General features: G+C 72.4%; 23 protein-coding genes. 13 read left to right on the plus strand and 10 right to left on the minus strand.

Annotation, left to right across the window (positions count from 1 at the left end; translation table 11 throughout):
* The first annotated feature begins 177 nt into the window (after window positions 1–177).
* The 3 genes from ACZ6BG_RS26800 to ACZ6BG_RS26810 all read left to right on the plus strand — a co-directional run bounded on the left by ACZ6BG_RS26800 (window position 178) and on the right by ACZ6BG_RS26810 (window position 1,569).
* The gene (locus tag ACZ6BG_RS26800; protein ID WP_469005905.1) at window positions 178–711 is read left to right on the plus strand and encodes an NUDIX hydrolase; all 534 of its coding nucleotides are present in this window, start codon (window positions 178–180) and stop codon (window positions 709–711) included.
* Between the two features lie 61 nt (window positions 712–772).
* Window positions 773–1,165 carry a YidH family protein gene (locus ACZ6BG_RS26805; protein WP_469005907.1) on the plus strand — a complete coding sequence of 131 codons (393 nt, stop codon included), beginning with the start codon at window positions 773–775 and terminating at the stop codon, window positions 1,163–1,165.
* Window positions 1,162–1,569, plus strand: a complete 408-nt coding sequence (locus tag ACZ6BG_RS26810) for a DUF202 domain-containing protein (RefSeq protein WP_469005909.1) — start codon at window positions 1,162–1,164, stop codon at window positions 1,567–1,569. The genes ACZ6BG_RS26805 and ACZ6BG_RS26810 overlap by 4 nt, the downstream gene beginning before the upstream one ends.
* A 173-nt stretch (window positions 1,570–1,742) precedes the next feature.
* Here ACZ6BG_RS26810 and ACZ6BG_RS26815 read toward each other — a convergent pair whose 3' ends face one another.
* A complete protein-coding gene (locus tag ACZ6BG_RS26815; RefSeq protein ID WP_469005911.1) occupies window positions 1,743–2,690 on the minus strand; it encodes an NADP-dependent oxidoreductase in 948 nt (315 codons plus the stop codon).
* A gap of 131 nt (window positions 2,691–2,821) precedes the next feature.
* Between ACZ6BG_RS26815 and ACZ6BG_RS26820 the strand changes: the two genes are divergently transcribed.
* The 3 genes from ACZ6BG_RS26820 to ACZ6BG_RS26830 all read left to right on the plus strand — a co-directional run bounded on the left by ACZ6BG_RS26820 (window position 2,822) and on the right by ACZ6BG_RS26830 (window position 5,719).
* Window positions 2,822–3,118, plus strand: a complete 297-nt coding sequence (locus tag ACZ6BG_RS26820) for a hypothetical protein (protein WP_469005913.1) — start codon at window positions 2,822–2,824, stop codon at window positions 3,116–3,118.
* 259 nt (window positions 3,119–3,377) lie between these two features.
* The gene (locus ACZ6BG_RS26825) at window positions 3,378–4,427 is read left to right on the plus strand and encodes a phosphotransferase family protein (protein WP_469005915.1); all 1,050 of its coding nucleotides are present in this window, start codon (window positions 3,378–3,380) and stop codon (window positions 4,425–4,427) included.
* A 53-nt stretch (window positions 4,428–4,480) separates the two neighbouring features.
* Window positions 4,481–5,719, plus strand: coding sequence for an acyl-CoA dehydrogenase family protein (locus ACZ6BG_RS26830; RefSeq protein WP_469005917.1), 1,239 nt, complete (start codon window positions 4,481–4,483; stop codon window positions 5,717–5,719).
* 114 nt (window positions 5,720–5,833) lie between these two features.
* On the opposite strand, the gene ACZ6BG_RS26835 is transcribed toward ACZ6BG_RS26830, so the two are convergent.
* Complete coding sequence (locus ACZ6BG_RS26835; RefSeq protein WP_469005919.1) at window positions 5,834–6,427, minus strand: TetR/AcrR family transcriptional regulator; 594 nt, start codon at window positions 6,425–6,427, stop codon at window positions 5,834–5,836.
* Between the two features lie 188 nt (window positions 6,428–6,615).
* Window positions 6,616–7,380: an SDR family oxidoreductase gene (locus ACZ6BG_RS26840; RefSeq protein ID WP_469005922.1), complete on the minus strand. Its 765-nt coding sequence runs from the start codon at window positions 7,378–7,380 to the stop codon at window positions 6,616–6,618.
* 256 nt (window positions 7,381–7,636) lie between these two features.
* Here ACZ6BG_RS26840 and ACZ6BG_RS26845 point away from each other — a divergent pair, with 256 nt between their 5' ends.
* Window positions 7,637–8,962 (plus strand): erythromycin esterase family protein, encoded by a 1,326-nt coding sequence (locus ACZ6BG_RS26845; RefSeq protein WP_469005924.1) that lies wholly within the window; start codon window positions 7,637–7,639, stop codon window positions 8,960–8,962.
* 33 nt (window positions 8,963–8,995) lie between these two features.
* On the opposite strand, the gene ACZ6BG_RS26850 is transcribed toward ACZ6BG_RS26845, so the two are convergent.
* Window positions 8,996–10,015 carry a LysR family transcriptional regulator gene (locus tag ACZ6BG_RS26850; protein ID WP_469005926.1) on the minus strand — a complete coding sequence of 340 codons (1,020 nt, stop codon included), beginning with the start codon at window positions 10,013–10,015 and terminating at the stop codon, window positions 8,996–8,998.
* Window positions 10,016–10,206: 191 nt separating this feature from the next.
* Here ACZ6BG_RS26850 and ACZ6BG_RS26855 point away from each other — a divergent pair, with 191 nt between their 5' ends.
* Both ACZ6BG_RS26855 and ACZ6BG_RS26860 read left to right on the plus strand, forming a co-directional pair.
* On the plus strand, window positions 10,207–10,824 hold the full coding sequence (locus ACZ6BG_RS26855) for a hypothetical protein (protein WP_469005928.1): 618 nt from the start codon (window positions 10,207–10,209) through the stop codon (window positions 10,822–10,824).
* Between the two features lie 97 nt (window positions 10,825–10,921).
* Window positions 10,922–12,250: a serine-threonine protein kinase gene (locus tag ACZ6BG_RS26860; RefSeq protein WP_469005931.1), complete on the plus strand. Its 1,329-nt coding sequence runs from the start codon at window positions 10,922–10,924 to the stop codon at window positions 12,248–12,250.
* Window positions 12,251–12,326: 76 nt separating this feature from the next.
* Here the strand turns inward: ACZ6BG_RS26860 and ACZ6BG_RS26865 are convergent, their stop codons facing one another.
* The gene (locus ACZ6BG_RS26865; RefSeq protein ID WP_469005933.1) at window positions 12,327–15,173 is read right to left on the minus strand and encodes a penicillin acylase family protein; all 2,847 of its coding nucleotides are present in this window, start codon (window positions 15,171–15,173) and stop codon (window positions 12,327–12,329) included.
* 299 nt (window positions 15,174–15,472) lie between these two features.
* Here ACZ6BG_RS26865 and ACZ6BG_RS26870 point away from each other — a divergent pair, with 299 nt between their 5' ends.
* Window positions 15,473–16,081 carry a hypothetical protein gene (locus ACZ6BG_RS26870; RefSeq protein ID WP_469005936.1) on the plus strand — a complete coding sequence of 203 codons (609 nt, stop codon included), beginning with the start codon at window positions 15,473–15,475 and terminating at the stop codon, window positions 16,079–16,081.
* Window positions 16,082–16,140: 59 nt separating this feature from the next.
* Here the strand turns inward: ACZ6BG_RS26870 and ACZ6BG_RS26875 are convergent, their stop codons facing one another.
* Window positions 16,141–16,659, minus strand: coding sequence for a hypothetical protein (locus tag ACZ6BG_RS26875; protein ID WP_469005938.1), 519 nt, complete (start codon window positions 16,657–16,659; stop codon window positions 16,141–16,143).
* 78 nt (window positions 16,660–16,737) lie between these two features.
* Here ACZ6BG_RS26875 and ACZ6BG_RS26880 point away from each other — a divergent pair, with 78 nt between their 5' ends.
* Window positions 16,738–17,439, plus strand: coding sequence for a 3-keto-5-aminohexanoate cleavage protein (locus ACZ6BG_RS26880; protein ID WP_469005941.1), 702 nt, complete (start codon window positions 16,738–16,740; stop codon window positions 17,437–17,439).
* Window positions 17,440–17,567: 128 nt separating this feature from the next.
* On the opposite strand, the gene soxR is transcribed toward ACZ6BG_RS26880, so the two are convergent.
* Window positions 17,568–18,029, minus strand: a complete 462-nt coding sequence (gene soxR, locus ACZ6BG_RS26885) for a redox-sensitive transcriptional activator SoxR (RefSeq protein WP_469005943.1) — start codon at window positions 18,027–18,029, stop codon at window positions 17,568–17,570.
* A gap of 93 nt (window positions 18,030–18,122) precedes the next feature.
* On the opposite strand from soxR, the gene ACZ6BG_RS26890 reads away from it, so the two are divergent.
* Entirely contained in the window at window positions 18,123–18,587 is a 465-nt protein-coding gene (locus tag ACZ6BG_RS26890; RefSeq protein ID WP_087883433.1) for a MaoC family dehydratase, read from the plus strand.
* Window positions 18,588–18,651: 64 nt separating this feature from the next.
* Here ACZ6BG_RS26890 and ACZ6BG_RS26895 read toward each other — a convergent pair whose 3' ends face one another.
* Together ACZ6BG_RS26895 and ACZ6BG_RS26900 are read right to left on the minus strand one after the other, a co-directional pair.
* Window positions 18,652–19,278 (minus strand): TetR/AcrR family transcriptional regulator, encoded by a 627-nt coding sequence (locus ACZ6BG_RS26895; protein WP_469005945.1) that lies wholly within the window; start codon window positions 19,276–19,278, stop codon window positions 18,652–18,654.
* Window positions 19,279–19,368: 90 nt separating this feature from the next.
* Entirely contained in the window at window positions 19,369–20,520 is a 1,152-nt protein-coding gene (locus ACZ6BG_RS26900; RefSeq protein WP_469005947.1) for an acyl-CoA dehydrogenase family protein, read from the minus strand.
* Window positions 20,521–20,617: 97 nt separating this feature from the next.
* Here ACZ6BG_RS26900 and ACZ6BG_RS26905 point away from each other — a divergent pair, with 97 nt between their 5' ends.
* Complete coding sequence (locus tag ACZ6BG_RS26905) at window positions 20,618–21,265, plus strand: TetR/AcrR family transcriptional regulator (RefSeq protein WP_468480649.1); 648 nt, start codon at window positions 20,618–20,620, stop codon at window positions 21,263–21,265.
* Between the two features lie 93 nt (window positions 21,266–21,358).
* Here the strand turns inward: ACZ6BG_RS26905 and ACZ6BG_RS26910 are convergent, their stop codons facing one another.
* A complete protein-coding gene (locus ACZ6BG_RS26910) occupies window positions 21,359–22,444 on the minus strand; it encodes a Zn-dependent alcohol dehydrogenase (protein WP_469005950.1) in 1,086 nt (361 codons plus the stop codon).
* Window positions 22,445–22,485: the final 41 nt, after the last annotated feature.

Consider the following 22,485-nt stretch of genomic DNA (forward strand, 5'->3'; position numbering starts at 1 on the left):
CTCGTCCTCAAGCGCCGAACGGGCTGAGGACTTCGCCGGGCGAGCCCTAGATGTGCCGCGGGGCGGACTGCTGGTTGCAGGACTGGGTGGGGCGGGTGGGTGGGGGATAGCCGCTCCGGCGTTTGGAGGAGCGGGGGCCGGGGGCTGAGCCCCCAGGGGGTGAGGTTGGATGGGGGGATGGGTATGCGTGGGCCCGCCGATCCGGCGGACGAGGTGCTGGTCGTCGTCGACGAGAACGACAACGTGACGGGGTCGGCCCGCCGGGGCGAGGTGTACGCCCGCGGCCTGCGGCACCGCTGCGTGTTCATCGAGGTCCGCGACGCCGAGGGCCGCGTCTTCGTGCACCGCCGCACCCCCGACAAGCTGGTCTTCCCCTCCCGCTACGACATGTTCGTCGGCGGCGTCGTCGCGGCGGGCGAGTCGTACGACGACGCGGCGCTGCGCGAGGCCCAGGAGGAGCTCGGCGTCAGCGGACTCCCCCGCCCCGTACCCCTGTTCAAGTTCCTTTTCGACGACGGCGCCGGGCGCACCTGGTGGTCGGCCGTGTACGAGGTCCGCTGCACGACCCCGGTCGACCCGCAGCGCGAGGAGGTGGCCTGGCACGACTTCCTCACCGACGAGGAACTGGCCCGGCGCGCCACCGAGTGGGAGTGGGTGCCGGACGGCCTCGACGCGTACGAGCGGCTGCGGGCGCTCCGGGCCGCCGAATAGCCCGGCGCGACCCGCGGCGCCCGGCGGGCGACGGCCGCGCCGGGCGACCTATCGTGCAACGGTGAGCACCTTCGTACAGAGCCTGAGGCTGTGGTTCGCCCCCGAGCGCGTCCGGCAGGAGGGCGAAACGCCCGACTACCGCTTCTCCCTCGCCAACGAACGCACCTTCCTCGCCTGGCTGCGCACCGCGCTCGCGCTGATCGGCGGTGGCTTCGCCGTGGACCAGTTCCTGCCCGACCTGCGCTGGGGCGTGCGCGTCGGCCTCGCCCTGGCGCTGCTCGCCGCCGGGGTGCTGTGCGCGCTGCGCGCCGTCAACCACTGGGTGCGCTGCGAGCAGGCCATGCGGCGCGGCGAGGACCTGCCCGCGTCCCGGTTCCCCGCGCTCCTCGGCGTGGTGGTGGCGGTGGTCGCGGTGGCCATGGTGGTGGTCGTGGTGTTCGGGTGGGAGGGGTGACCGAGGCCGCGGGCCCCGGGGCTGGTGGCGCCGGACGGGCCGGGGGGACCAGCGGGTCCGGGGGTACGGGCGGGGCCGGGGGTGCCGACCTCCGGGACCCCGCGCCACGGGACCCCGGCCTCCAGCCCGAGCGGACCCGCCTCGCGTGGCGGCGTACGACACTCACCTGCACGGTCGCCGCGGTGCTCGGCGCCCGCGCGGCGCTGCGCGACGGGGCGTCCGTGGTGGCCGCCGTCGCGTGCGCGCTGTGTCTGCTGCTGTGGCTGGGTTTCCTGGCGGTCGCACACCGCAGGATGACCGCCCTGACGGCGGCCCGCCCGCACCCGCTCGGCCGCCGCGCCGCGGCAGCGGCGGCCGTGTGCACGGGGGCGCTCGCGGTGTGCGCGGCCGCACTGATCCTCTAGCCGGACCTCCGGCCGCGTATCCGGGCATCCGCATATCCGGGCATCCCGGCACCCGGGCCTCCGGGCCTCCGGGCCTCCGGGCCTCCGGGCCTCCGGGCCTCCGGGCCTCCGGGCCTCCGGGCCTCCGGGCCTCCGGGGGGAACGTCCACCCCGGTCGCTCAGAACCGGTCCCCCTACTGCCCGCCCTCCTCCGCCCAGTCCACCCGTACCACGATCTTCCCCCGCGTCCGCCCCTCCTCGAGGAGCCGGAACGCGTCCGCCGCTCGTTCCAAGGGGAACGTCTCCTGGACGTGGGCGGTGAGGACGTCCTGTTCGACGAGTTCGGTGAGGCGGGTCAGGTCGGCGGCGTCGGGGCGGACGAAGCAGTACCGGCCGCCGAGGGCGATGACGGAGCCGTCGGCGATGGAGGCGAGGCGGCCGCCGGGGGCGAGGAGGTCCGCGGAGAGTTTCAGGGTGTCGCCGCCGATGGTGTCGAAGGCCGCGTCGACACCCTGGGGGGCGAGGGCGCGTACCCGCTCGGCGAGGCCGTCGCCGTACACGACCGGTTCCGCGCCAAGCCCGCGCAGGTAGTCGTGGTTGCGTTCGCTCGCGGTGCCGATCACGCGGGCGCCCGCGTGCCGGGCGAGCTGCACGGCGAAGGTGCCGACGCCGCCCGCGGCCGCGTGCACGAGCACGACGTCGCCGTCGGTGACGGACAGGGCCTTGTTGATCACCTGGTAGGCGGTGAGCCCGGCCAGGGGCAGGCCCGCGGCTTCCTCGAAGGTGAGGTTGCGCGGCTTGCGCGCGAGGGTGCGCACGGGGGCCGCCACGTACTCGGCGAGGGTGCCGCGCGAGAGGAAGTCCTCGCGTACGTAACCGATGACCTCGTCGCCGACGGCGAACTCCGGGGCGGCGACCCCCGGCTGGACCACCACACCCGCCACGTCCCAGGCGGGGATCACCGGGAAGACGGTGTCCAGGGCGGCGTCCAGGTACCCCTCGCGGCACTTGTAGTCGACGGGGTTCAAGGCCGCGGCCCGCACCTTGACCAGCACGGTGTCGGGGCCGACCTTCGGGTCGCGCACATCGCCGTACTCGAGGACGTCGGGCCCGCCGTACGCGCGGTAGCTGATCGCTTTCATCGGGTCGCCTCACGAAGTCGTGGAAGTAGTGAAAAGGTTTCACAACGGGATCAAACAGGCATCGAGGACTAGCCTGAGAGAGTCACCCGGCACCGCCGACAGGGACACCTCCCGCACGGAAGGCGTACGTCATGACCACGCTCCACCAGGAACACGCGGCCCACGACCACACCCACGGCCCGGACTGCGGACACCAGGCGGTGCCGCACGGCGACCACGTCGACTACGCCCACAACGGCCATCTGCACACCGCGCACGACGGCCACTACGACGAGTGCGAGCCGAGCGCGCACGTCACCCACGAGGGCCACGACCACCAGCACGGCGAGGGCTGCGGGCACGAGGCGGTGCTGCACGGCGACCACGTCGACTACGTCCACGACGGGCACCGGCACGCCGCGCACAGCGGCCACTGGGACGACCACTGAACGCCCCGCCAGGCCACTGACCCCCTCTTCAGCCTCTTCAACCTCTTCAGCCCCCTCAATGCCACTGAGCCCTCCTCCCAGGGCGCCCGGTCACCCCTTCCCCGACCGGGCGCCCGCCCCTTGGCACCCGCGATCCTGATCACGTTCGGGCCGGACCCCCTGGACGACATACCGACTGGTCGGCATCATGAACGGCAGCGTGTTGGCACCACCGACCACCGTCCGCCGCCCGTCGTATCTGATCAGGAGCGATTCGCCCATGAGCCCAGACCGTCCCCTCGGCCCGCCCGGCCTCGACCTCGACCGGCTGCGCGGCCACCTCGACCGCGCACGACCGGGCCTGCTCGCCGCGGGCCCGCTCACGGCCCGGCTGATCGAGGGCGGCCGGTCGAACCTCACGTACGCCGTGACGGACGGGACGACGCGCTGGGTGGTGCGGCGCCCGCCGCTCGGCCACGTCCTCGCCACCGCGCACGACATGCGGCGCGAGCACCGGGTGATCAGCGCCCTGCACACCACGGACGTGCCGGTGCCGCGGCCGGTGCTGCTGTGCGAGGACGAGGAGGTGCTCGGCGCCCCGTTCTACGTGATGGAGTTCGTGGCGGGCACGCCCTACCGCACGGCGGAGCAGCTCGCGCCGCTCGGCCCGGAGCGCACCCGCGCCGCCGTGCTCGGCCTCGTCGACACCCTGGTGGACCTGCACGCCGTGGACCCCGAGGCGGTCGGGCTCGGGGACTTCGGGCGGCCCGAGGGCTTCCTGGACCGGCAACTGCGGCGCTGGGGCAAGCAGTTGGACGCCTCCCGCGGGCGTGAGCTGCCCGGCGTCGAGGAACTCCACGCGGCCCTCGGCCGGTCGCTGCCCACCTCCCCCGCGCCCGCCGTGGTGCACGGCGACTACCGCCTGGACAACGTCCTCCTCGACACCTCGGGCGACACCGACCGGATCGCCGCCGTCCTCGACTGGGAGATGTCCACCCTCGGTGACCCGCTCACCGACCTCGGCCTGCTCGTGATGTACAGCGTGCGCCTCGAAGTGCCCGAATCCCCCGTCAGCACCACGGCGGGCGCCCCCGGCCATCCCGACCCGGCCGAGCTGATCGAGCGCTACGCCGCCCGCTCCGGCCGGGACGTCTCCGCCGTCGCCTGGTACACGGCGTTCGCCTGGTTCAAGCTCGCCGTGATCCTGGAGGGCATCCACTACCGCTACACCCTCGGCCAGACGGTCGGCGCGGGCTTCGACCGCATCGGCGACCTCGTGCCCGTCTTCATCGAACACGGCCTGACCACCCTGTCGGAGAACACGGCCTGACCCCCTGTCGGAAGCCTGACCCGTCGGAAGCCTGAGAGGACCCGGACACCACCATGCACTTCGCATACGACGCCCGCACCGAGGAGCTCCGCGGCCGCCTGCTCGCCTTCATGGACGAGCACGTCCTGCCCGCCGAGCCGGTGGCCGAGGAGCAGCGCGCCGCCCTCGCCTCGCCGTGGGACACGCCCGCCGTCGTCGGGGAGCTGAAGGCCGAGGCGCGCCGCCAGGGACTGTGGAACCTCTTCCTGCCCGATGCCGAGTACGGGGCGGGCCTGACCAACCTCCAGTACGCGCCGCTCGCCGAGATCACCGGCCGCAGCCCACACCTGGCGCCGACCGCCCTCAACTGCGCGGCGCCGGACACCGGCAACATGGAGGTGCTCGCCCAGTTCGGCTCGGACGAACAGAGGAAGCAGTGGCTGGAGCCGCTGCTCGCGGGCGAGATCCGCTCGGCGTTCGCCATGACGGAGCCCGAGGTGGCCTCGTCGGACGCCACGAACATCACCACGCACATCCGGCGGGACGAGGGGGGCACCTCCCGCTCGAGCGGAGCCGAGTACGTCATCACCGGCCGCAAGTGGTACATCTCCGGGGCGATGAACCCCGACTGCAAGGTCTTCATCGTCATGGGCAAGACCGACCCGGACGGCGCGGACATCCGCCGCCAGCAGTCGATGGTGCTCGTACCCCGTGACACCCCCGGTGTCGAAGTGCGCCGCGCCATGCGGGTGTACGGCTACGAGGACCACTCCCACGGCGGCCACGCGGAGGTGGTCTTCGACGGGGCCCGGGTGCCCGTGGCCAACCTCGTCGGGGAGGAGGGCGGCGGCTTCGCCATCGCCCAGGCGCGGCTCGGGCCCGGCCGCATCCACCACTGCATGCGCCTGATCGGCATGGCCGAGCGCGCCATCGAGCTGATGTGCCGCCGGGCCGTGGACCGCACCGCGTTCGGCAAGCCGCTGGCCCAGCAGGGTGTGGTCCAGGAGTGGATCGCGGACGCGCGGGTCGCCGTGGAGCAGGTGCGGCTGCTTGTCCTGAAGACGGCCTGGCTGATGGACACGGTGGGCAACAAGGGCGCGCACACCGAGATCCAGGCCATCAAGATCGCCACGCCCCGGACCGTCGTGGACATCCTCGACCGGGCCGTCCAGCTGCACGGCGCGGGCGGCGTGAGCCAGGACTTCCCGCTGGCGGAGCTGTGGGCGGCGGCGCGCACGCTGCGCCTCGCCGACGGGCCGGACGAGGTGCACCAGCGGTCGTTGGCGCGGCGGGAGTTGAAGCGGTACCTCTGACTCCGGCGCGCGGAGCGGTACGTCTGGCTCCGGCGCGCGGAGCGGCGCCTCTGCTTCCGGTGCGGGGTGGCGGGCCGACCGCCCGCCGCCCCGCACCCGGCCCGCCCTCGGGCCCTACGGCCGCAGCGCCCGCAGCAGCAGGTCCGCCAAGTGGTCCGCGACCTGCTGCGGGGTCAGGGGTCCGTCCGGGCGGTACCACGTCGACAGGTGGTGGACGGAGCCGAAGTGGTAGTCCACGACCAGGTCGGCGGGGGTCGCCGTGGAGAAGACCCCGGACTCCTGGCCCTCCTCGATCAGCGCCCGGAACCGCTCGTGGTAGCGGCGCCGCTCCGCCCGTACCTGTTTGTGCTTCTCGGGGCTGAGGTGGTGCATCGACCGGAAGAAGATCGAGGCGTCGTCGAGGTGGGCGATGGTGGTGACGACGACGTCGGCCGCCGCGTCCCGCAGCCGCCGCTCCACCGGCTCGTCCGCGTCGGCGAACGCGTCGAGCCGCTCCTGCTGCACCCGCAGCATCCGCGCGTACACCTCGTGCAGCAGGTCGTCCTTGGACCCGAAGTAGTGGTAGAGGGCGCCCTTGGTGACGCCCGCCGCCTCGACGATCTCCTGCACGGACGTACGGTCGTAGCCGCGGTCGGCGAAGAGCCGGGTGGCGGCGGCGAGCAGCCTCTGCGGGACGGGCGTACCGTCACCGTCCGTCGTTCTGGCCACTGCCGCCACCTGCCTTCCGTTGCATGCTGTTCTGGTCTTCCAGGCGTCCCGCCGCGATCCACCGCGGGTCTTCATGGACGGGAACGCGGTTCCCGCCGGAGGATCTTCCCATTCGCGGTGTTCGGCGGCTTCTCCAGGACCTCCACCGCACGGGGGTACTTCTCCGCAAAGGCGGCCCTGGGGTCCGCTCAGCGCTCGGACGCCTCCCACTTCTGCTGGATGTGGTTCATGCTCGTCAGCCACTTGTCGGGGGTCGCGGCCCGCGCCTGGTAGTACCCGGCGACCTCGGGGTGCGGCAGGATCAGGAAGCGGTCCTCGGCCATGCCGGTGAACAGCGCGTCGGCGACGTCGTCGGGCTCGATCGCGGTGGGCGCGAGGACGAGTTCACCGGCGGAGCCCGCGGCGGTGAGCATGTCCGTGCGCACGCCCTGCGGGCAGATCGCGTGGACCTTGACGCCGCGGTGACGGTAGGTCAGGGACAGCCATTCGGCGAAGGCGTACGCGCCGTGCTTGGTGACGCTGTACGGCGCGGCGCCCACCATCGTGAGCAGCCCGGCCGCCGACACCGTCGACACGAACCGTCCCTCGCCCCGCTCCAGCCAGCCGGGGATCAGCGCGTGCGCGGCCCGGACGTGCGCCATCACGTTCACGTCCCAGGCGTCGGCCCACACCCGCTCGGCCGCGGCCTCGGTGCCGCCGGAGGCCAGTCCCGCGTTGGCGCAGTACACGTCGACGGTGCCGTCGAGCGCGGCGAGGGCGTCGGCGACGACCGCGGAGGCGTCGCCGGGCAGCGCGACGCCGCCCACCTCGGCGGCCACCTCCGCCGCCCTGCCCGCGTCCAGGTCGTTGACGACGACGCGGGCCCCGGCGGCGGCGAAGCGGCGGGCCAGCGCGGCCCCGATCCCGCCGCCCGCGCCGGTGACGACGACTCCCTTGCCCTGCAGGCTCTCCACGGGTGGTCTCCTTCGGCCTCGGTCACCCTCGTGTCGACCGCGTGCGGGTCGATCACGTGGTGCTGGTCGATCACGTTCTCCCTCGCAGACTAACCAGTCGGTATGTTGTGCCGAAAGGGGGTCTTCGGTGCCGGCGTCTCCCCGGCTCCTGGTGGAGCAGACCCCACCACCGGACGGGGTGCCTCCAGGATGGTCGCGCGGGCCTGCGCACGGGATCGTGATCTTCGTACGGAACACGATTCCCAGGAGGAAGAACATGGCACGGACCGCCTCATCGCGGGCCTCTCTGATGCTGGTCACGGCGGTCGGGACCGGGGCCCTGCTCGCCCCCGTCGCCGCCTCGGCGGCCCCGCGCCCGGACAGCCCGGTGCGGGCCATCGAGAGCGCCGCGCACCCCCTGCGCGCCACGGGGCCCGGCGGCTCGACGAAGGACCTGCGGCCGCTCGGCCGGATGGTGGGCGACGCCAAGGTGGTGGGCCTCGGCGAAGCCACCCACGGCACGCACGAGTTCTTCACCATGAAGGACCGGATGTTCCGCTATCTCGTCCAGGAGAAGGGCTTTCGGACCTTCGCCCTGGAAGGCAGCTGGACCACGGGGCTGCGCTTCGACGCCTATGTGCGCGGCGGCCCGGGCGACGTGCGCGAGCTGGTCCGCCAGGAGCTGTCGAAGGGCCCCTGGTACAACGAGGAGTACATCGAGCTGCTCACCTGGATGCGCCAGTACAACAAAAAGCACCCGGACCGTCAGGTGCGCTTCATGGGCAACGACCTCAACAACCCCGAGATGGGCGTCGAGCTGTACGACGCCGTGACCGACTACGTGCGCCGCCACGCCCCCGACCGGCTCGACCGGATCAAGACCCTGTACGCGCCGCTGCGCGAGGTCACGGACGGGGACGCCCACCTGGCCCTGCCCCAGGCCGAGCGCGCCCGGCTCGCGAAGCAGGCGCGGGCGGCGTACAAGCTGGTCAAGGGCATCCGGCCGGAGCACGGGGGCACGAAGTTCACGTGGACCCTGCAGCACGCCCGCTCCATCGCGCAGACCTCGGACATCTACGCCTTCGACACCGACACACCCGCCGGGATCCGCGGGGCGATGCGGTACCGCGACCGGATCATGGCGGAGAACACGGTGTGGTGGCAGCGGCAGACCGGGGGCAAGGTGCTCGTGTCGGCGCACAACGCCCACGTCGGGTACGAGTCACGCGACGCCAACTACCCGAAGATGCAGGGCGCCTTCCTGCGGGACGCGCTCGGCTCGAAGTACCGCAGCGTCGGCTTCACCTTCGACCGGGGCTCTTTCATGGCGACCGGCACCCAGGACACGAAGTGGAAGCCGCGGACCGTGGGCCCCGCCGGGCCCGGCATGAACGAACACACCCTCGACAAGGTGTCGTACGACGACTACTACGTGGACATGCGGAACGCGCCCGCCGCCGCGCGCAAGTGGCTGGACAAGCCCCGCCCGACCCGCAGCATCGGCACCGCCTACCCCGACGGTCCCCACGAGATCAGGCTCGGCGCGAACCACGACATCCTCATCCACCTGCACCGGACCACGGCCGCCCACCGGCCGCAGTAGCCCCGCCGGCGGCGCGAGCGGCGGCCCGGCCGGTCAACTGCTGAGCCACCAGCGTCCGTTGTCCTTCGCCAGGGCGTCCCAGAGCAGGTTCAGCGGATGGTTCGCGTCGTACGACGCGCGGTCGCCGCGCCGGGTGAAGACGCCGACGAGGACCTCGGTGCGCGGCCCGACGTCACCGATGACATCGAGGCGACGCAGGCCCCCGGCCTCGGGGAGGCTGCCGGACTCGGCGGCCTCCGCGATGCCGCGGGTGACGAGCATCGCCCCGCTGACCACGCCGGACCGCAGCAGTTCGAAGCCGTAGTGGGCGGCCTCGATCTCGGCGGCGATGGACATCTCCTTGCGGAAGTCGGCGCCGTACCAGGCGGTCAGGAAGCGGGCGATGAGGCCGCCCGCGGAGACCACCAGGGGCAGGCCCGGCAGTTCGCTCGCGTCGACCGAGCCGCCGGGCAGCTTCTCCGGCGGCAGGTTCGTGAGGATCGACAGGCCGCTGCGCCGCCACTCCACGATCTCGTACGGCTCCAGCTCGGCCTCCTGGCCCTCCGTGACGACGATGCTGCCGCAGACCAGGTCGAGTTCCTTGGACCGCAGCCGGGCGAAGAGGTCGCCGGTGCGGACGTGGGTGACCTTCAGGTCGACGCCGCGGCGTTCGTAGGCGTCGCTGACGCGCTCCACGGCGTCCAGGAGGAAGCCGAGGGTGTAGCGGGTCGAGCCGACCGAGAGAGTGCGGCCGAGGCGGCGGCGCGCGTCGTGGATGCCGTCCGACCACGCGGACAGCGTGGAGCGCGCGAGCGCGACCAGATGCTCGCCGGTGGCGGTGAACAGGACGTCCTTCCCGCGACCCCGCTTGAGCACGAGCGCCTCACCGCACAGCGCGCCGAACGTGCGGTTCATCGTGTCCAGTTGCTTCTGCACGCTGGACTGCTCCCGGCCGAGCTGGCGCGCCGCGGCGAGCGCCGTGCCGGTCTCGTGCACGGCGAGCAGCGTCCGAAGCTGATCCATCGTGGTGTCCAGCAGTTCCGCGGGGTACTGCGTGGGACCGTTTAAGGCCATGCGAACTTACTCTCTCCAACTCCCTTTGAGTTTTACGGCATTGCAGCATAACCGCCGCGGAAACTGATCCCTCGATCACCCCAGATTATCTGGGGATTTCTTCCAGAAAATGCTGGCTGTGTTCGTGGTGCCCATGGAATGGTCGAGCCAATCCCACTCGAACCTTCATCTCCCCGAGGAGAGTCGCACCCGTGAGTCAATACCAGGTCGCGCCCGCGCCGGTCGGTCCCCGCCGCGCGGCCCGGCGGCCCGGCACCCTGACCACTCTGGTCTGGACCTCTGCCATATCCGCGGTGTCCGCAATCGTCGGCGCGGTGCTCGTCTTCGCCGGCGGCAATGACATGGCCGACGAGAACATCAGGGACGTCATCGACGACCATCCGGACGTCGTGGGACTGCCGTCGAATACGACAGCGGCCGACATCAAGTCGCTCTCGGGGCCCATCTGGGACGAGCTCGTCAGTGACCGTGCGGGGGCGCTCGCAGCCCGCGCCGGATTCGCCATTTTCACCGCTGCGTGCCTGCTGGTATTCACGCTCTGTGTCCGCAAGAAGGCGGCCACTTGGGCGCGTGTATTCATTACCATTTCGGGCGTCGTGGCCTTGTTCCCCCATGTCCTCATCTTGGGTGACTACGAACCCGAATCCGTCATGGCGTTCAGCTTCGTGGCGCTGCTCACGGTGCTCGTGGCCGTCGTGTGCTGCTGGCTCCCGGCCACCAACCGCTACGCCCGCGACCAGAAGACGCCGCCGCCCGCCGCCGTGCCCTACGGCGCACCCGCCCACCCCGGCGAGCGCGTGCCGTACTGACCAGAGCCCCGCGGACCCACGTGGGAGCCGGTGCCGCCGCCCGGGGGACGGCACCGGCTCCCGCGTGTTCGCGCGTGTTCCCGCGCGACATCTGGCCATGAGCGCCGACCGGCAGGACCATGCGGTCGTGGAGCCCTACTGGGAATTGACCTTCGACGCCGACGGAGACGTCGACGCAGCGCAGCGCGACCGGCTCCTGTCGGGCGCGGAACGCGAACGCCTCACCGACCTGCTGGTGTTCGCGCACGGCTGGAACAACGACCGGCGGCTGGCCCGGCGGCTGTACCAGCGCTTCTTCGCCCCGTTCGAGCAGCTCGCCGCGGCCGGGGTGCGCCTCGGCTACGCCGGTGTCCTGTGGCCCTCGATCCGCTTCCCCGACGAGCCGATCCCGGACTTCGAGCCGTCCGCGGGGCAGGCCGCGGCCGCACCCGGGCCGCCGTCCGCCACCCCCGCCGCGCCCGGCGACCCGGCCCTCGACCGGGCCACCCGCGACCTCCTGTCCCGCACCTTCCCGGGGCCCGAGCAGGAGGCCCGGCTGAACCGGCTCGCGGGGCTGCTCCAGGAGCGCGCCGAAGTCCGCTCCCGCCTGGACGAGTTCGCGCGACTCGTCCGCGATCTGGTCGCGGTGCGCGACACCAGTCCGGCGCACGAGTTCGCCGACGACCTCGGCACGGGCGAGCCCGCGATGCTCACCGACGACGCCGTCGAGGTCTGCGAGATCTTCCTGGCCATGCTGGAGGACGCCCGCGGCGCGCCGTTCCTCGACGGGGTGCGCAAGCGACTGTGGCGCGGTGCGAAGGAACTGCTGCGGCAGGGCACGTACTACGCGATGAAGCGCCGGGCCGGCGCCATCGGGCAGCTGGGTCTCGGCCCCGCCCTCGGTCTGCTCGCGGGTGACGTGCCGGGCCTGCGCGTCCATCTGATCGGGCACAGCTTCGGGGCCCGCATGATCTCGTACGGGCTGCGCGGCATGCCCGCCGGGGCGCGCTGCGTGAAGTCCGCCACACTGCTCCAAGGAGCCTTCTCGCACTACGCGTTCAGTCCCCGGCTGCCCCACGACCGCTCGCGCGGCGGGGCGCTCGCCGGGGTGGAGCGGCGGGTCGACGGGCCGCTGGTGTGCTGTTTCTCGCGCCATGACGACGCGCTCGGCAAGCTCTATCCGCTCGCCTCCAAGCTCGCCGGTGACTCCGCGAGTTTCCTCAACCTGTGGGAGCGCTACGGCGCCATCGGGTTCGACGGGTTCAAGGCCGTCGACGGTGCGAAGCGGGTGGCGCTCGGCGGGGTCCTTCCGGCCCGGGGGTGCGTGAGCGTGGACGCGGCGGCCGTGGTGCGGCGGGGCGGCCCGCCCAACGGCGCGCACAGCGACATCTGCCATGCCGAACTGGCCCATGCGGTGTACGACGCCGGACGGATCGCCCTCGCCTGACCGGGGAGTTCACCCCGTCGGTCGGACAGGGCCCGAAGCGCCCTGTCCGACCGGAGTGATCCCCGCCCCACGCCGGTCACCGGTGCCGGGGGAACTCCACCACCTGCTGGTAGGTCGGCCGGTTCTGCCACTGGACGGCGCGGTGCGTGATGCCGCCGACGGCCCGGTGGATCACGGCGTCCGCGCACCACTGCTCGCCCGCCTTGCAGCTCGCGTCACCGGGGTAGACCTCTGACGCCGGTTTGGCGACGGCACGCTCCAGGCTCTTCAGGAGCGCGTCGCGGCACGCGTCGAGCTTGCCGTTCCCGCAGTACGCCTCCTTCGTCCAGCCCTCGACCGGCTCCCCGAGCACGGTCCGCAGGTCCTTGTCGGCATAGCCCCACCAGCCGTACTGGAAGGCCGACCCCGCGTGCGCCCCGGTCGGCCCGTGCCCGGCCGACGGTGCCTCGTCCACGCCGAGCTGCGAGGTCAGCGCGGCGTAGAGACCGTCACCGAGGCCGGGCTTGAACACGGCCTCGACGAGTTGCGGCCACCAGGCGTCCATGATCCGTACGGCGTCGGGGTGCGCGTAGGCGTGTGAGCCCTGCGCGGTCTCCTTGCGCTGTGAGCCCGCCTTGCGCCAGGCCTCCAGTTGCTGCACGGCCTGGGCCAGGCGCGGGTCGTCCACGGCCTTGCTGCGGATGACCTTCAGGAGCTCGGGAAGGACCTGTTCGCCGCGCAGATCGGTGACGGCGGCCTCCGCCATGGCCCGGGTGAGCGAGGCCCGGGTGACGCCGCCCTCCTCGGTGAGCTTCTTGACCCGGTCGTCGAGCAGGTCGCCGCGGTGCACGGCGCTCATGCCGAAGCCGGCCGCGCTGAAGTCCTTGGCCTGTTTGTTGTTCCAGGAGATGTAGTAGTCCTGGTTGACCGAATGCGGGTGCTCGGCGGCCGGCGTCTGCGACGAGGTGTTGTTCGCCGGGTCGAAGTCCCGCCATTCGTAGTCCTGTTGGGCCTTCACCGGGAAGGACGGGTCGATGTCGGCGGCACGCCGGGGGTTGGCGCCGCTGTTGTAGTACGCGATGTCGCGCGAGTCGGAGTAGAACCAGTTGAAGGCGTAGGAGATGTGCTGAGCCGCCTTCTGGAAGGTCGCGGCGTCCTTCACGTACGACGGGTCGTTGAGCATCTGGAAGCCGATGATCGAGTCGGCCTCGTGCCGGTAGGTGGAGCGCAGCGAGACGTACGCCACGGGCTTGCCGTCGACCGTCGCGCGGTGCGTGACGATGCCGTAGTTCGTGCGGAAGACCTGCATGCGGTAGGAGCCCGCCGCGGTGGAGTCGGCGACGGTCGGCTTCCAGGCGTTCTTGCGCTCCAGCTTGTCCATCGGGGTGCAGGTGCCCCGGTAGAGGTAGTGGGTCGCGTCCTTCCCGGGGGTGCCGCCGCCGGGTGCGCACAGTTCGACGGCGTACGTGTCCGTGATGTCCTGGCCCGCGGACGTCGCCGACCACGCGTAGTCCTGGCCGCGGCCGAGCTGGACGTACATGCCGACGCCCGCGAAGGAGACGCCGCGCGCGCTGATGCCGGGGCCCTGGAGTTCCTGCTGCATCAGGAGCTGGGGCGCGAAGTAGCCGGTCTGGGGGCCGAAGACGGCGACGGGGTTGCCGCTCGCGGTGTGCTTGCCCGAGACCAGCAGGGCGTTCGACATGCCCTTGCCGTGGGCGGGGTTGCCGGCCGACCCGAACAGGTCGGACGGCAGGACGCCCTTGTCGTACATGCCCTGGAGCGGCTTCAGCTTCTTCGGGGCCTTGACCGGGTCCTTCGGCGCCTTCGCCGGGTTCTTGGCCGTGGCCCTGGCGCCGCCCTCGCGGTCGTGGACGAGTTGTTCGCGCTCCACGGAGCCCGGGTCCGGCAGGGCGGTGCCGCGCGCCTTCTCGGGCTTGCCCGCGTACGGGAAGCTGCTGCCGTCGTGGAGGGTCTGGACGGTCTCGGGGTCGTTGCGGCCGCGGAACTTCTCCCAGACCTCGGTGCCCTTCTCGACGCCGTACTTCTGCTGTGCCGCGAGCAGCGAGAGCGCCGACTCGACCTCTCCCCCGCCGCCGTTGCCGAACAGACCGCCCACCACGGAGGCGAGCGCGATCATGTCGGTGATCTTGAAGGGCTGGATCTCGCCGACGTTCGTGATCGCGTCGATCTTGCCGGTGAGGACGTACTCACCGGGGAAGTACCGCCCGTCCTTGGCCTTCACGCGGTACGCGTTGAGCCCGTCGACGTACGCCTGCGCGTCCTCCATGGCCCGCCGGCCGCGCTCGCCCTGCGTGGAGCGGATGTAGTCGACCTGCCGCTGCAGGTCCGCTTCCGTGTACGGGGCCTGCGGCCAGAACTGCTGCTCCAGGCCCTGGTTGGCGGGGGCGCCGCCCGCGAACGGGGTCAGCTCGCCGCGGCCGATGTGCCGGAACAGATCGATGAGCCACAGCCGGTCCTGGCCCGCGGCGAAGCCCGCGCCGAACTCGGTGCCGTAGCGGGTGGTGCCCTGGATGTGCGGAATGCCGTACTTCTTGTCGCGGGTGATCGTCACGTCGTCCCGCGGCTTGGTGACGGAGGCCACCTGGTCGGGCTCGACGCCGAAGGAGGCGTCGTTGAAGAACTCGGTGAGCTTGCCGTCGGTCAGCGAGGGATAGCCCGCCGCAAGGGCGTCGTAGGGGCCCAACTGGTCGTCGGCGTGGGCGGGCTGGGTGCCGAAGACGCGGTGACTGAGGATCTCGGCGAGGGTCGCGTTGCCGTTCGCGCCGGGCGGCAGGATGTCCGCGCAGTGGTCGCCGCAGTAGTCGGTGACCGGCGGGGGTTCGGCCGCGGCGGCGCCGGGTCCGGGGGCGAGCAGCAGACCGGCCCCGAGGACAAGGGCCGCTGACATGGTGAGGGTTCTGAGCCGTGCGGTGCGTCGTCGCATAGGTGCTCCTCCAGGTCCTAGGGGTCCTAGGGGTCCTTGGGGTCCTGTGGGTCCTGCGGAAGGCCGTCGCGGCGGAGGTTACTGTCGGGTTGCCGAACCTGAAAGGTGAACAACCGTCGCCTTTTCACAACCACCACACGCATCTCCGCTGACCTGCGGGGAACGCGCTGATGGAAGCCATCGAAAATCGGATGGCACCAAAACGTGAGTCGATACGTCTACTCGATGCCTCTCGGGTCCAGGGCGACATCCCTCGGCCCGGGGCGACGTCCGAGAACGTGTGACGGAGGTGCAGGGCGATGGCCGGATTCCGGAGTCTCGCGAGACAGGTGCGCGATCCGCAGAGCGATCTGGCACTGCGGCGGTACTCACTGCGCAAGTGCCTGGAGAGATTCGCCCCTTACGGTCACCGGGCGACCTGGGACCACCTGTGTTCCCGCGCCGGGTTCGGCCCCGAGGACCGCTCACCCGACCCGGCGCGGCTCGTGGCCGCGCTCGACGAACTGGAGGCGGCCCGCGCGGTGTGGCTCGCCTACGAAGAGGGCTTCGCGCGCCGTCGGCGCAGGGAGAAGCACGACGGCCTGCGCCGCCCCGGCAGCGTCGACGACTGGCACCGCTGCACCTGGGGCGGCCGTGGGGTCGCCTGGTGCGACGACCCCGGCGTGCACCCGTCCGCGCCGCTCGCCGACGTGCTGCGCAAACTCATCGACGCCCTGGAGCGAGAGCCCGGCGCCGCCTGCCCCGTGTGCGGCGACTCGGCCCTCGAATGGCGCTACGGCCTGGCGCACGAACCGTCGTCGGGCCCCGTCTGCACGAGCTGCGGCATCGTGGTCCCCGCCCCCGTCCTCTCGCCCGAGGCCGAGCGGCACGCCCGGATGCGGCACTCGCGCCCACTGGTCTCCGCGTGAGAGCGACGGAGCACGCACGGGGCGGACCCCTCCCGGGGCCGCCGATCCGCCCCTGACCCTCAGGGCCTGGCGACGTCCGTGTGGATGGCCAGCTTGAACTCGGCCAGCATCAGCGGCGCGGCGAGCTTCACGTCGCCCGGGCCGCGCGCGGATATCTTCAGGCCCACCGGGGTCCCGGGGTGCACGAACATCTGCCAGGTGTACGAGCGGTACTGCCCGCCGCGAGTGGGGACGGTGTCCGTGGTCGCGGTGGAGTCGTAGCCCGTCGACAGGTTCAGCGGATCGCGCACGAACCGCGCGCGGTACTCCGTCGGCCGGTTGTCCGGCTCCCAGAAGACCATCGCCGACAGCGTGCCCCACCCGTCGTGACTCGGCCAGATCAGGCCCGAGCGGGCGTCGGGGAACCGCGACGGAGCGGTGAAGCCGTGCGCCGGGTCATGCATGCGCCAGGGGTCGTACTGCTCCTCGCCGGCTTCGTACGGGAAGCGCACGAGGTGGTACCCGTCGCTGTCGTAGGTGATCTTCTGGCGTCCGCCGCGTGCTGCTTCCCATTTCAACGAACAAATGACGACACTCATCCTGTCCCCCGTGTGGTGTTGGCGTGTGGTGTTGGCGTGTGCTGTTGGTGAGCGGTGACGGCGTGCTGTGATGGCTCGATGCAGGTATGTCTGAACGGTGCCCGTGGCGCGGACGACGGCGCGGCCGTGCCGGTGTCGCCCGGAGCCCTGGCGCGATCTGCGGCCGAGGCGGTCGCCGCCGGCGCACTCGATGTCCATGTACACCCCAAGTCCCCCTGTGGGGAAGACACTTTGGCGCCACGCGCGGTCGCGGCGACGCTGGACGCGCTGCGCGCCGCCGTCGCGGTACCCGTCGGCGTGACCACGGGCGCCTGGGCCGAGCCCGACCCGGCGGCGCGCGCGGCACGGGTGCGGGCCTGGACCGTGCTGCCCGACCACGCCTCCGTCAACTGGCACGAGCCGGGCGCGGAGGACGTGGCGCGGGCGCTCCTCGAACGGGGCGTGGGCGTCGAGGCGGGCATCTGGTCCGGCACGGACGGCGCGGAGCGGTTCGCGGCGTCGCCGCTCGGACCCCGGGTGCTGCGGGTCCTCGCGGAGGTCACCGACCAGGACGCGGCGACGGCCGAGGCGTCGGCGCGGGCGCTGCTCGCGGGGATCGGCGACGCGCACGGCCGCCCGGTGCTGCTGCACGGCGAGGAGGGCGGCGCCTGGCCGGTGCTCGCGCTCGCGGGGCGGCTCGGGCTCGGGCGGCGGATCGGCCTGGAGGACACGCTGGTGCTGCCGGGCGGGGAACGGGCGGGGTCGAACGCGGAGTTGGTGGCGGCGGCGCTGGGGCGGTGAGCGGGCGCCGGGCCGGTGCCGGTCGCGCTGGGGCGGTGACGACGGCGGCCTTGAGACGACGGCGCCCGGTGACGACGGCGCCCGGTGACGATAGCCGGGCGGGGTCGCCCGGCCGTCACTCTGCGAGGTCAGGAGCGGCGTTCGCCCATGAGGCGGGAGCCGATGATGCGGTCGCCGAACTCGTCGTCGGGGTTGGACAGGACGCAGGTCTCCAGGGACAGGCAGCCGCAGCCGATGCAGTCCGTGAGGTGGTCCCGCAGCCGCCCCAGCTGCTTGATGCGCTCGTCCAGCTCGGAGCGCCAGGTCCGGGACAGCGCGGCCCAGTCCTCGCGGTTGGGCGTGCGGCCCTCGGGCAGCTCCGCGAGGGCCTGGCCGATCGTGGCGAGCGGGATGCCCACGCGCTGCGCGGCCCGGATGAAGGCGACGCGGCGCAGCGTGTCGCGGTGGTAGCGCCGCTGGTTGCCCGAGGTGCGCCGGCTGCTGATGAGTCCCTTGGACTCGTAGAAGTGCAGGGCGGACACGGCGGCGCCACTGCGCGCGGCGAGCTGTCCGACCGTGAGCTCGTGGACCTTCTCTGGGATCTGGGGCACTCCTCGGAGCCTACTTGGCGCGTTGACAGCGGTCGGGGGCACCCCGCATGCTGAGCAAGCGCTTAGTTCACCTACGTCCGGGAGGCCGGGGACATGGCAGAGCCGAGGATCTTCACGTCAGCCGACGAGCTGCGCGCCGCGGTCGGCGAGCAGCTCGGGCACAGCGACTGGCTGGCGGTCGACCAGAAGCGGATCGACCTGTTCGCGGACGCCACCGGCGACCACCAGTGGATCCACGTGGACCCGGAGCGGGCCGCGGCGGGCCCGTTCGGGACGACGATCGCGCACGGCTATCTGACGCTTTCGCTGCTGCCGGTGCTCGTCCCGCAGGTGCTGCGGGTCGAGGGCATGAAGATGGGCCTCAACTACGGCACGAACAAGGTCCGTTTCCCCTCCCCCGTGCCGGTGGGCTCGCGGGTGCGCGGGACGGCCGTGCTCACCTCGGTGGAGGAGACCAAGGACGGCGGCGTGCAGGTGACGGCCGCGGTCACCGTGGAGCGCGAGGACGGCGACAAGCCCGCCTGCGTGGCGGAGTCGGTGTCGCGCTACTACTTCTGAGCCGCCCCGCACCACTTCCGAGCCGCCCCGCCGGTTCCCGGGCGCCCCGCACCTTCCGCCCCCGCTACTTCCGGGTCGCCCCCACCATCCGCAGCACGAGGTCGGCGTACAGCGCGCCGACCTCGTCCGGCGTCCTGCGCCCCCCGACGTCGAACCAGCGGGCGACGTCGATGCACAGGGACAGCACGGCGAGCGTGGTGCCGGGCACGTCGGGGACGTCGAACTCGCCCGCCCGCACGCCGTCGTTGATGATCTCCCGGACGGCGGCGTCGGAGAGGCGGCGCAGGGCCACGATCTCGGTGCGGTGGTCGGCGCTCAGCGCGTCGAGTTCGTACTGCACGACCCGGGCGGTGGTGTGGTGCCCGGCGTGCCAGCGGACGAAGGACCGGACGGCCGCGGAGAGGCGGTCGGCCGCGGTGCCCTCGCCGTCGGCGGCGGCGCGCAGGATGGCGAGCGCCTTGTCGTGGCCGAGCCTGCTGATGCGGTGGAGCAGCTCTTCCTTCGTCTTGTAGTGGATGTAGAGCGCGGCGGGGCTCATGCCGGCGCGGCCCGCGATGTCCCGCGTCGTCGTCGCGTGATAGCCGCGCTCGGCGAAGGCGTCGACGGCGGCGATCAGCAGCCGCCTCGCCGCGTCGGGACTGACCTCGGCCCACGGCTGTTCCTCGCCGAGAGTCTCCTTCGCCGCACCCATGCGCGCTCCTTCCACCGTTCAGGACAGTCACCCTACCCTGAAGGTGAGCAAGCGCTTAGGCAAGTGGGCGCCGTGATGATCCCGGGGCCGTCAGAACGCGGACACCCCGGTCAGCGCCCGCCCGATGACCAGCTTCTGGATCTGGCTCGTGCCTTCGTAGAGCGTCATGACGCGGGCGTCGCGCAGCAGCTTGCCGACCGGGTACTCGTCGATGTAGCCGTAGCCGCCGAACACCTGGAGCGCGTTGTTCGCGGCGCGCACCGCGGCCTCCGACGCGAACAGCTTGGCCTTGGAGGACTCGGTGGCGAACGGCTGCCCCCGGTCGACGAGGTCGGCGACCCGCCAGGTCAGCAGCCGGGCCGCGTCGACGTCCACGGCGATGTCGCTGATCAGCTCCTGCACGAGCTGGTGGCGGGCGATGCTCTTGCCGAACTGCTCGCGCTCGCCCGCGTACGCCACGGCCGCGTCGAGGGCGGCCTGGGCGATCCCCACGCACCCCGCGGCCACCGACATCCGCCCCTTGGCCAGGGCCGACATCGCCACCGCGAAGCCCTTGCCCTCGGGCGCCAGCATCGCGTCCGCGGGCACCCGCACGTCCTCGAGGACCAGCTCGGCGGTGGCCTGGCCGCGCAGGCCGAGCTTGCCGTGCACGGGGCGGCGGGTCAGACCGGGGCTGTCGGCGGGCAGGAGGAAGGCGGAGACGCCCTGGTGCCCGGGGGTGTCGTTGGTGCGCGCGAAGAGCAGCACGACATCGGCCCAGGTCCCGTTGGTGATGAACATCTTGGAGCCGTTCACGACGTACGCGTCCCCGTCGCGGACCGCCCGGGTGGCCAGATTTCCCGCGTCGGAACCGGTGCCGGGCTCGGTCAGGCCGAAGCACCCGACGTACGCGCCGGACGTGAGCCCCGGCAGCCAGCGCCGCTTCTGCTCCTCGCTGCCCCAGGCCGCGACGGACTTCGCCACCAGGCCGAGCGAGACCGAGACGATCCCGCGCACCGAGGAGTCGCCGCGCCCCAGCTCCTCCGTCACCAGGCAGTACGCCAGGTGGTCGCCGCCCGAGCCGCCGTACTCCTCGTCGATGGTCAGCCCCAGGAAGCCGACGTCGCCGAGCCGCCGCACGATCGACTTGTCGACGCTCTCGGCGCGGTCCCACGCGGTCACGTGCGGGGCGATCTCGCGCTCGACGAAGTCGCGGGCGAGCCGCTTGGCGGCGGCCTGCTCGGCACTGAGCTCCAGGTTCATCGCGGCCACCTCACGCTCGGCTCCACCCTTCTCGGCGCTCGCCCACAGTCCTAAATTAGCAGTGCTAGTTTCTGCGGGCAGCCCTACTATGTGCCGCATGGCCCGACCGCGCAAGCCCCTCCTCAGCCGAGATCGCATCGTCGACGCGGCCCGCGGCCTCGTGGACGCCGAGGGCCTCGCGGCGCTCTCCACCCGCCGCCTCGCGGCCGAGCTCGGCGTCAGCGGCCCCTCGCTCTACAACCACTTCCGCACCAAGGACCAGATCCTGGAGGCGGTCGCGGACTCGGTGAGCGCGCAGGTCGACCTGTCGATGTTCGAGGACGGCAGGGACTGGCGCGCCGCGCTGCACGACTGGGCCGTCTCCTACCGCGCGGCCCTCACCCTGCACCCGAACATCGTCCCCGTCCTGGCCCGAGGACCCGGGCGGCGCCCCGCCGGACTGCGGCTCGCCGACGCGATGTTCGGCGCGATGGTCGCGGCGGGCTGGCCACCGGCCCAGGCCACCTCGATCGGCGCGCTCATGCGGTACTTCATCATGGGCTCCGCCCTCGGCTCCTTCGCGGGCGGCTTCGTCGACGACGAGACGGCGTACGACCCCGCTGACTATCCGCACCTCGGGCAGGCCCATCTGCTCGCGGAGCACCAGGAGCTGGTCGACGAGCGGGCCTTCGAGGCGGGGCTGCGGGCGCTGCTCGACGGCCTGGAGGTGCAGTACGGCTGCCTGCCGGTGACGCGGACGGGCTGACCCCACGCCTTTCCTCCGACCCGCCGCCCTTCCTGGGGCTCCGTCCCAGACCCCGCTCCTCAACCGCCGGAGGGGCTGAATTCTCCAGGGCCCTCAGAACACCACCAGAGCCCGGCCGCCCTTGCCCGCCACCATGTTCTCGAACGCCGCCGGAATGCCGTCGAGGCCGATGCGGTCGGTCACCAGCGTGCCGAGGTCGAGGCGGCCCGCGCGGACGTGCTCGGCGAGGACGGGCAGGTCGACCGCCGGGTCGGAGTTGCCGTAGACACAGCCGGACAGGGTGCGGCCCCAGTGGAACAGCTCCAGGGCGTTGAAGGTGACCTGCTGGTCCTTGCCACCGATGCCGACGACCGTGGTGCGGCCGCCGCGCCGCGTCGACTCCCAGGCGGTGCGGATCGTGACGGCGCGCCCCACGCACTCCACGGCCACGTCGACGCCGTGGCCGCCGGTCAGCCCGCGGATGTCGCGGGCGGTGGTGTCGGAGGCGACCACGTACTCGGTGGCACCCGCGGCCCGCGCCAACTCCTCCTTCGCCGGGGAGACGTCGACCGCCACGATCCGCCCGGCCCCGGCGATGCGGGCCGCCTGGAGCGTGGCGAGGCCGACGCCGCCCGCCCCGAAGACGGCGACCGTCTCGCCCTCGCGGACGCGGGCCGCGTGGTGCACGGCGCCGTACCCGGTCAGGACGGCGCAGCCGAGCAGGGCCGCGTCCGTCAGCGGGACGCCGTCGGGCACGGGCAGCACGCAGGCGGCGGCGACCACGGTCTCCTCCGCGAACGCGGCGACGTTCAGGCCGGGGTGCAGGTCGGTGCCGTCGGACCGGCGCGCGTACACCTCGCCCGCGCCCGTGAGCGCGTTGCCGCACAGCCACACCTCGCCCAGACCGCAGGCGTGGCAACTACCGCACGAGGGAGCCCAGTTCAGGACGACGCCGTCGCCCGGGGCGACATGCGTGACGCCCTCGCCCACGGACACGACGGTGCCCGCGCCCTCGTGCCCGAGCACGGCGGGTACGGGCACCCGCATCGTGCCGTCGGACAGGGACAGGTCGGAGTGGCACACCCCGGCGGCGGCGAGGCGCACCCGCACCTGGCCGGGCCCCGGTTCGGGCAGGTCGATCTCGGCGATCTCCAGGGGGGAGCCGACGGCGGGCAGGACGGCGGCGCGGACGCGGACCACGATGGCGTACTCCTAGCGGGCGAGGTGACGAGGGCGGCCGG

It is taken from the genome of Streptomyces sp. NPDC041205 (assembly GCF_055591765.1).

Excerpts from the sequence above, each read along its gene's own strand:
- ACZ6BG_RS26825 (WP_469005915.1), top strand. The coding sequence starts at position 3,378 with ATGAGCCCAGACCGTCCCCTCGGCCCGCCCGGCCTCGACCTCGACCGG.
- ACZ6BG_RS26865 (WP_469005933.1), bottom strand. The coding sequence starts at position 15,173 with ATGCGACGACGCACCGCACGGCTCAGAACCCTCACCATGTCAGCGGCC.
- ACZ6BG_RS26880 (WP_469005941.1), top strand. The coding sequence starts at position 16,738 with ATGCAGGTATGTCTGAACGGTGCCCGTGGCGCGGACGACGGCGCGGCC.
- ACZ6BG_RS26870 (WP_469005936.1), top strand. The coding sequence starts at position 15,473 with ATGGCCGGATTCCGGAGTCTCGCGAGACAGGTGCGCGATCCGCAGAGC.
- ACZ6BG_RS26905 (WP_468480649.1), top strand. The coding sequence starts at position 20,618 with ATGGCCCGACCGCGCAAGCCCCTCCTCAGCCGAGATCGCATCGTCGAC.
- ACZ6BG_RS26895 (WP_469005945.1), bottom strand. The coding sequence starts at position 19,278 with ATGGGTGCGGCGAAGGAGACTCTCGGCGAGGAACAGCCGTGGGCCGAG.
- ACZ6BG_RS26900 (WP_469005947.1), bottom strand. The coding sequence starts at position 20,520 with ATGAACCTGGAGCTCAGTGCCGAGCAGGCCGCCGCCAAGCGGCTCGCC.
- ACZ6BG_RS26875 (WP_469005938.1), bottom strand. The coding sequence starts at position 16,659 with ATGAGTGTCGTCATTTGTTCGTTGAAATGGGAAGCAGCACGCGGCGGA.
- ACZ6BG_RS26850 (WP_469005926.1), bottom strand. The coding sequence starts at position 10,015 with ATGGCCTTAAACGGTCCCACGCAGTACCCCGCGGAACTGCTGGACACC.
- ACZ6BG_RS26890 (WP_087883433.1), top strand. The coding sequence starts at position 18,123 with ATGGCAGAGCCGAGGATCTTCACGTCAGCCGACGAGCTGCGCGCCGCG.
- ACZ6BG_RS26830 (WP_469005917.1), top strand. The coding sequence starts at position 4,481 with ATGCACTTCGCATACGACGCCCGCACCGAGGAGCTCCGCGGCCGCCTG.
- ACZ6BG_RS26860 (WP_469005931.1), top strand. The coding sequence starts at position 10,922 with ATGAGCGCCGACCGGCAGGACCATGCGGTCGTGGAGCCCTACTGGGAA.
- ACZ6BG_RS26815 (WP_469005911.1), bottom strand. The coding sequence starts at position 2,690 with ATGAAAGCGATCAGCTACCGCGCGTACGGCGGGCCCGACGTCCTCGAG.
- ACZ6BG_RS26845 (WP_469005924.1), top strand. The coding sequence starts at position 7,637 with ATGGCACGGACCGCCTCATCGCGGGCCTCTCTGATGCTGGTCACGGCG.
- ACZ6BG_RS26820 (WP_469005913.1), top strand. The coding sequence starts at position 2,822 with ATGACCACGCTCCACCAGGAACACGCGGCCCACGACCACACCCACGGC.
- ACZ6BG_RS26800 (WP_469005905.1), top strand. The coding sequence starts at position 178 with ATGGGTATGCGTGGGCCCGCCGATCCGGCGGACGAGGTGCTGGTCGTC.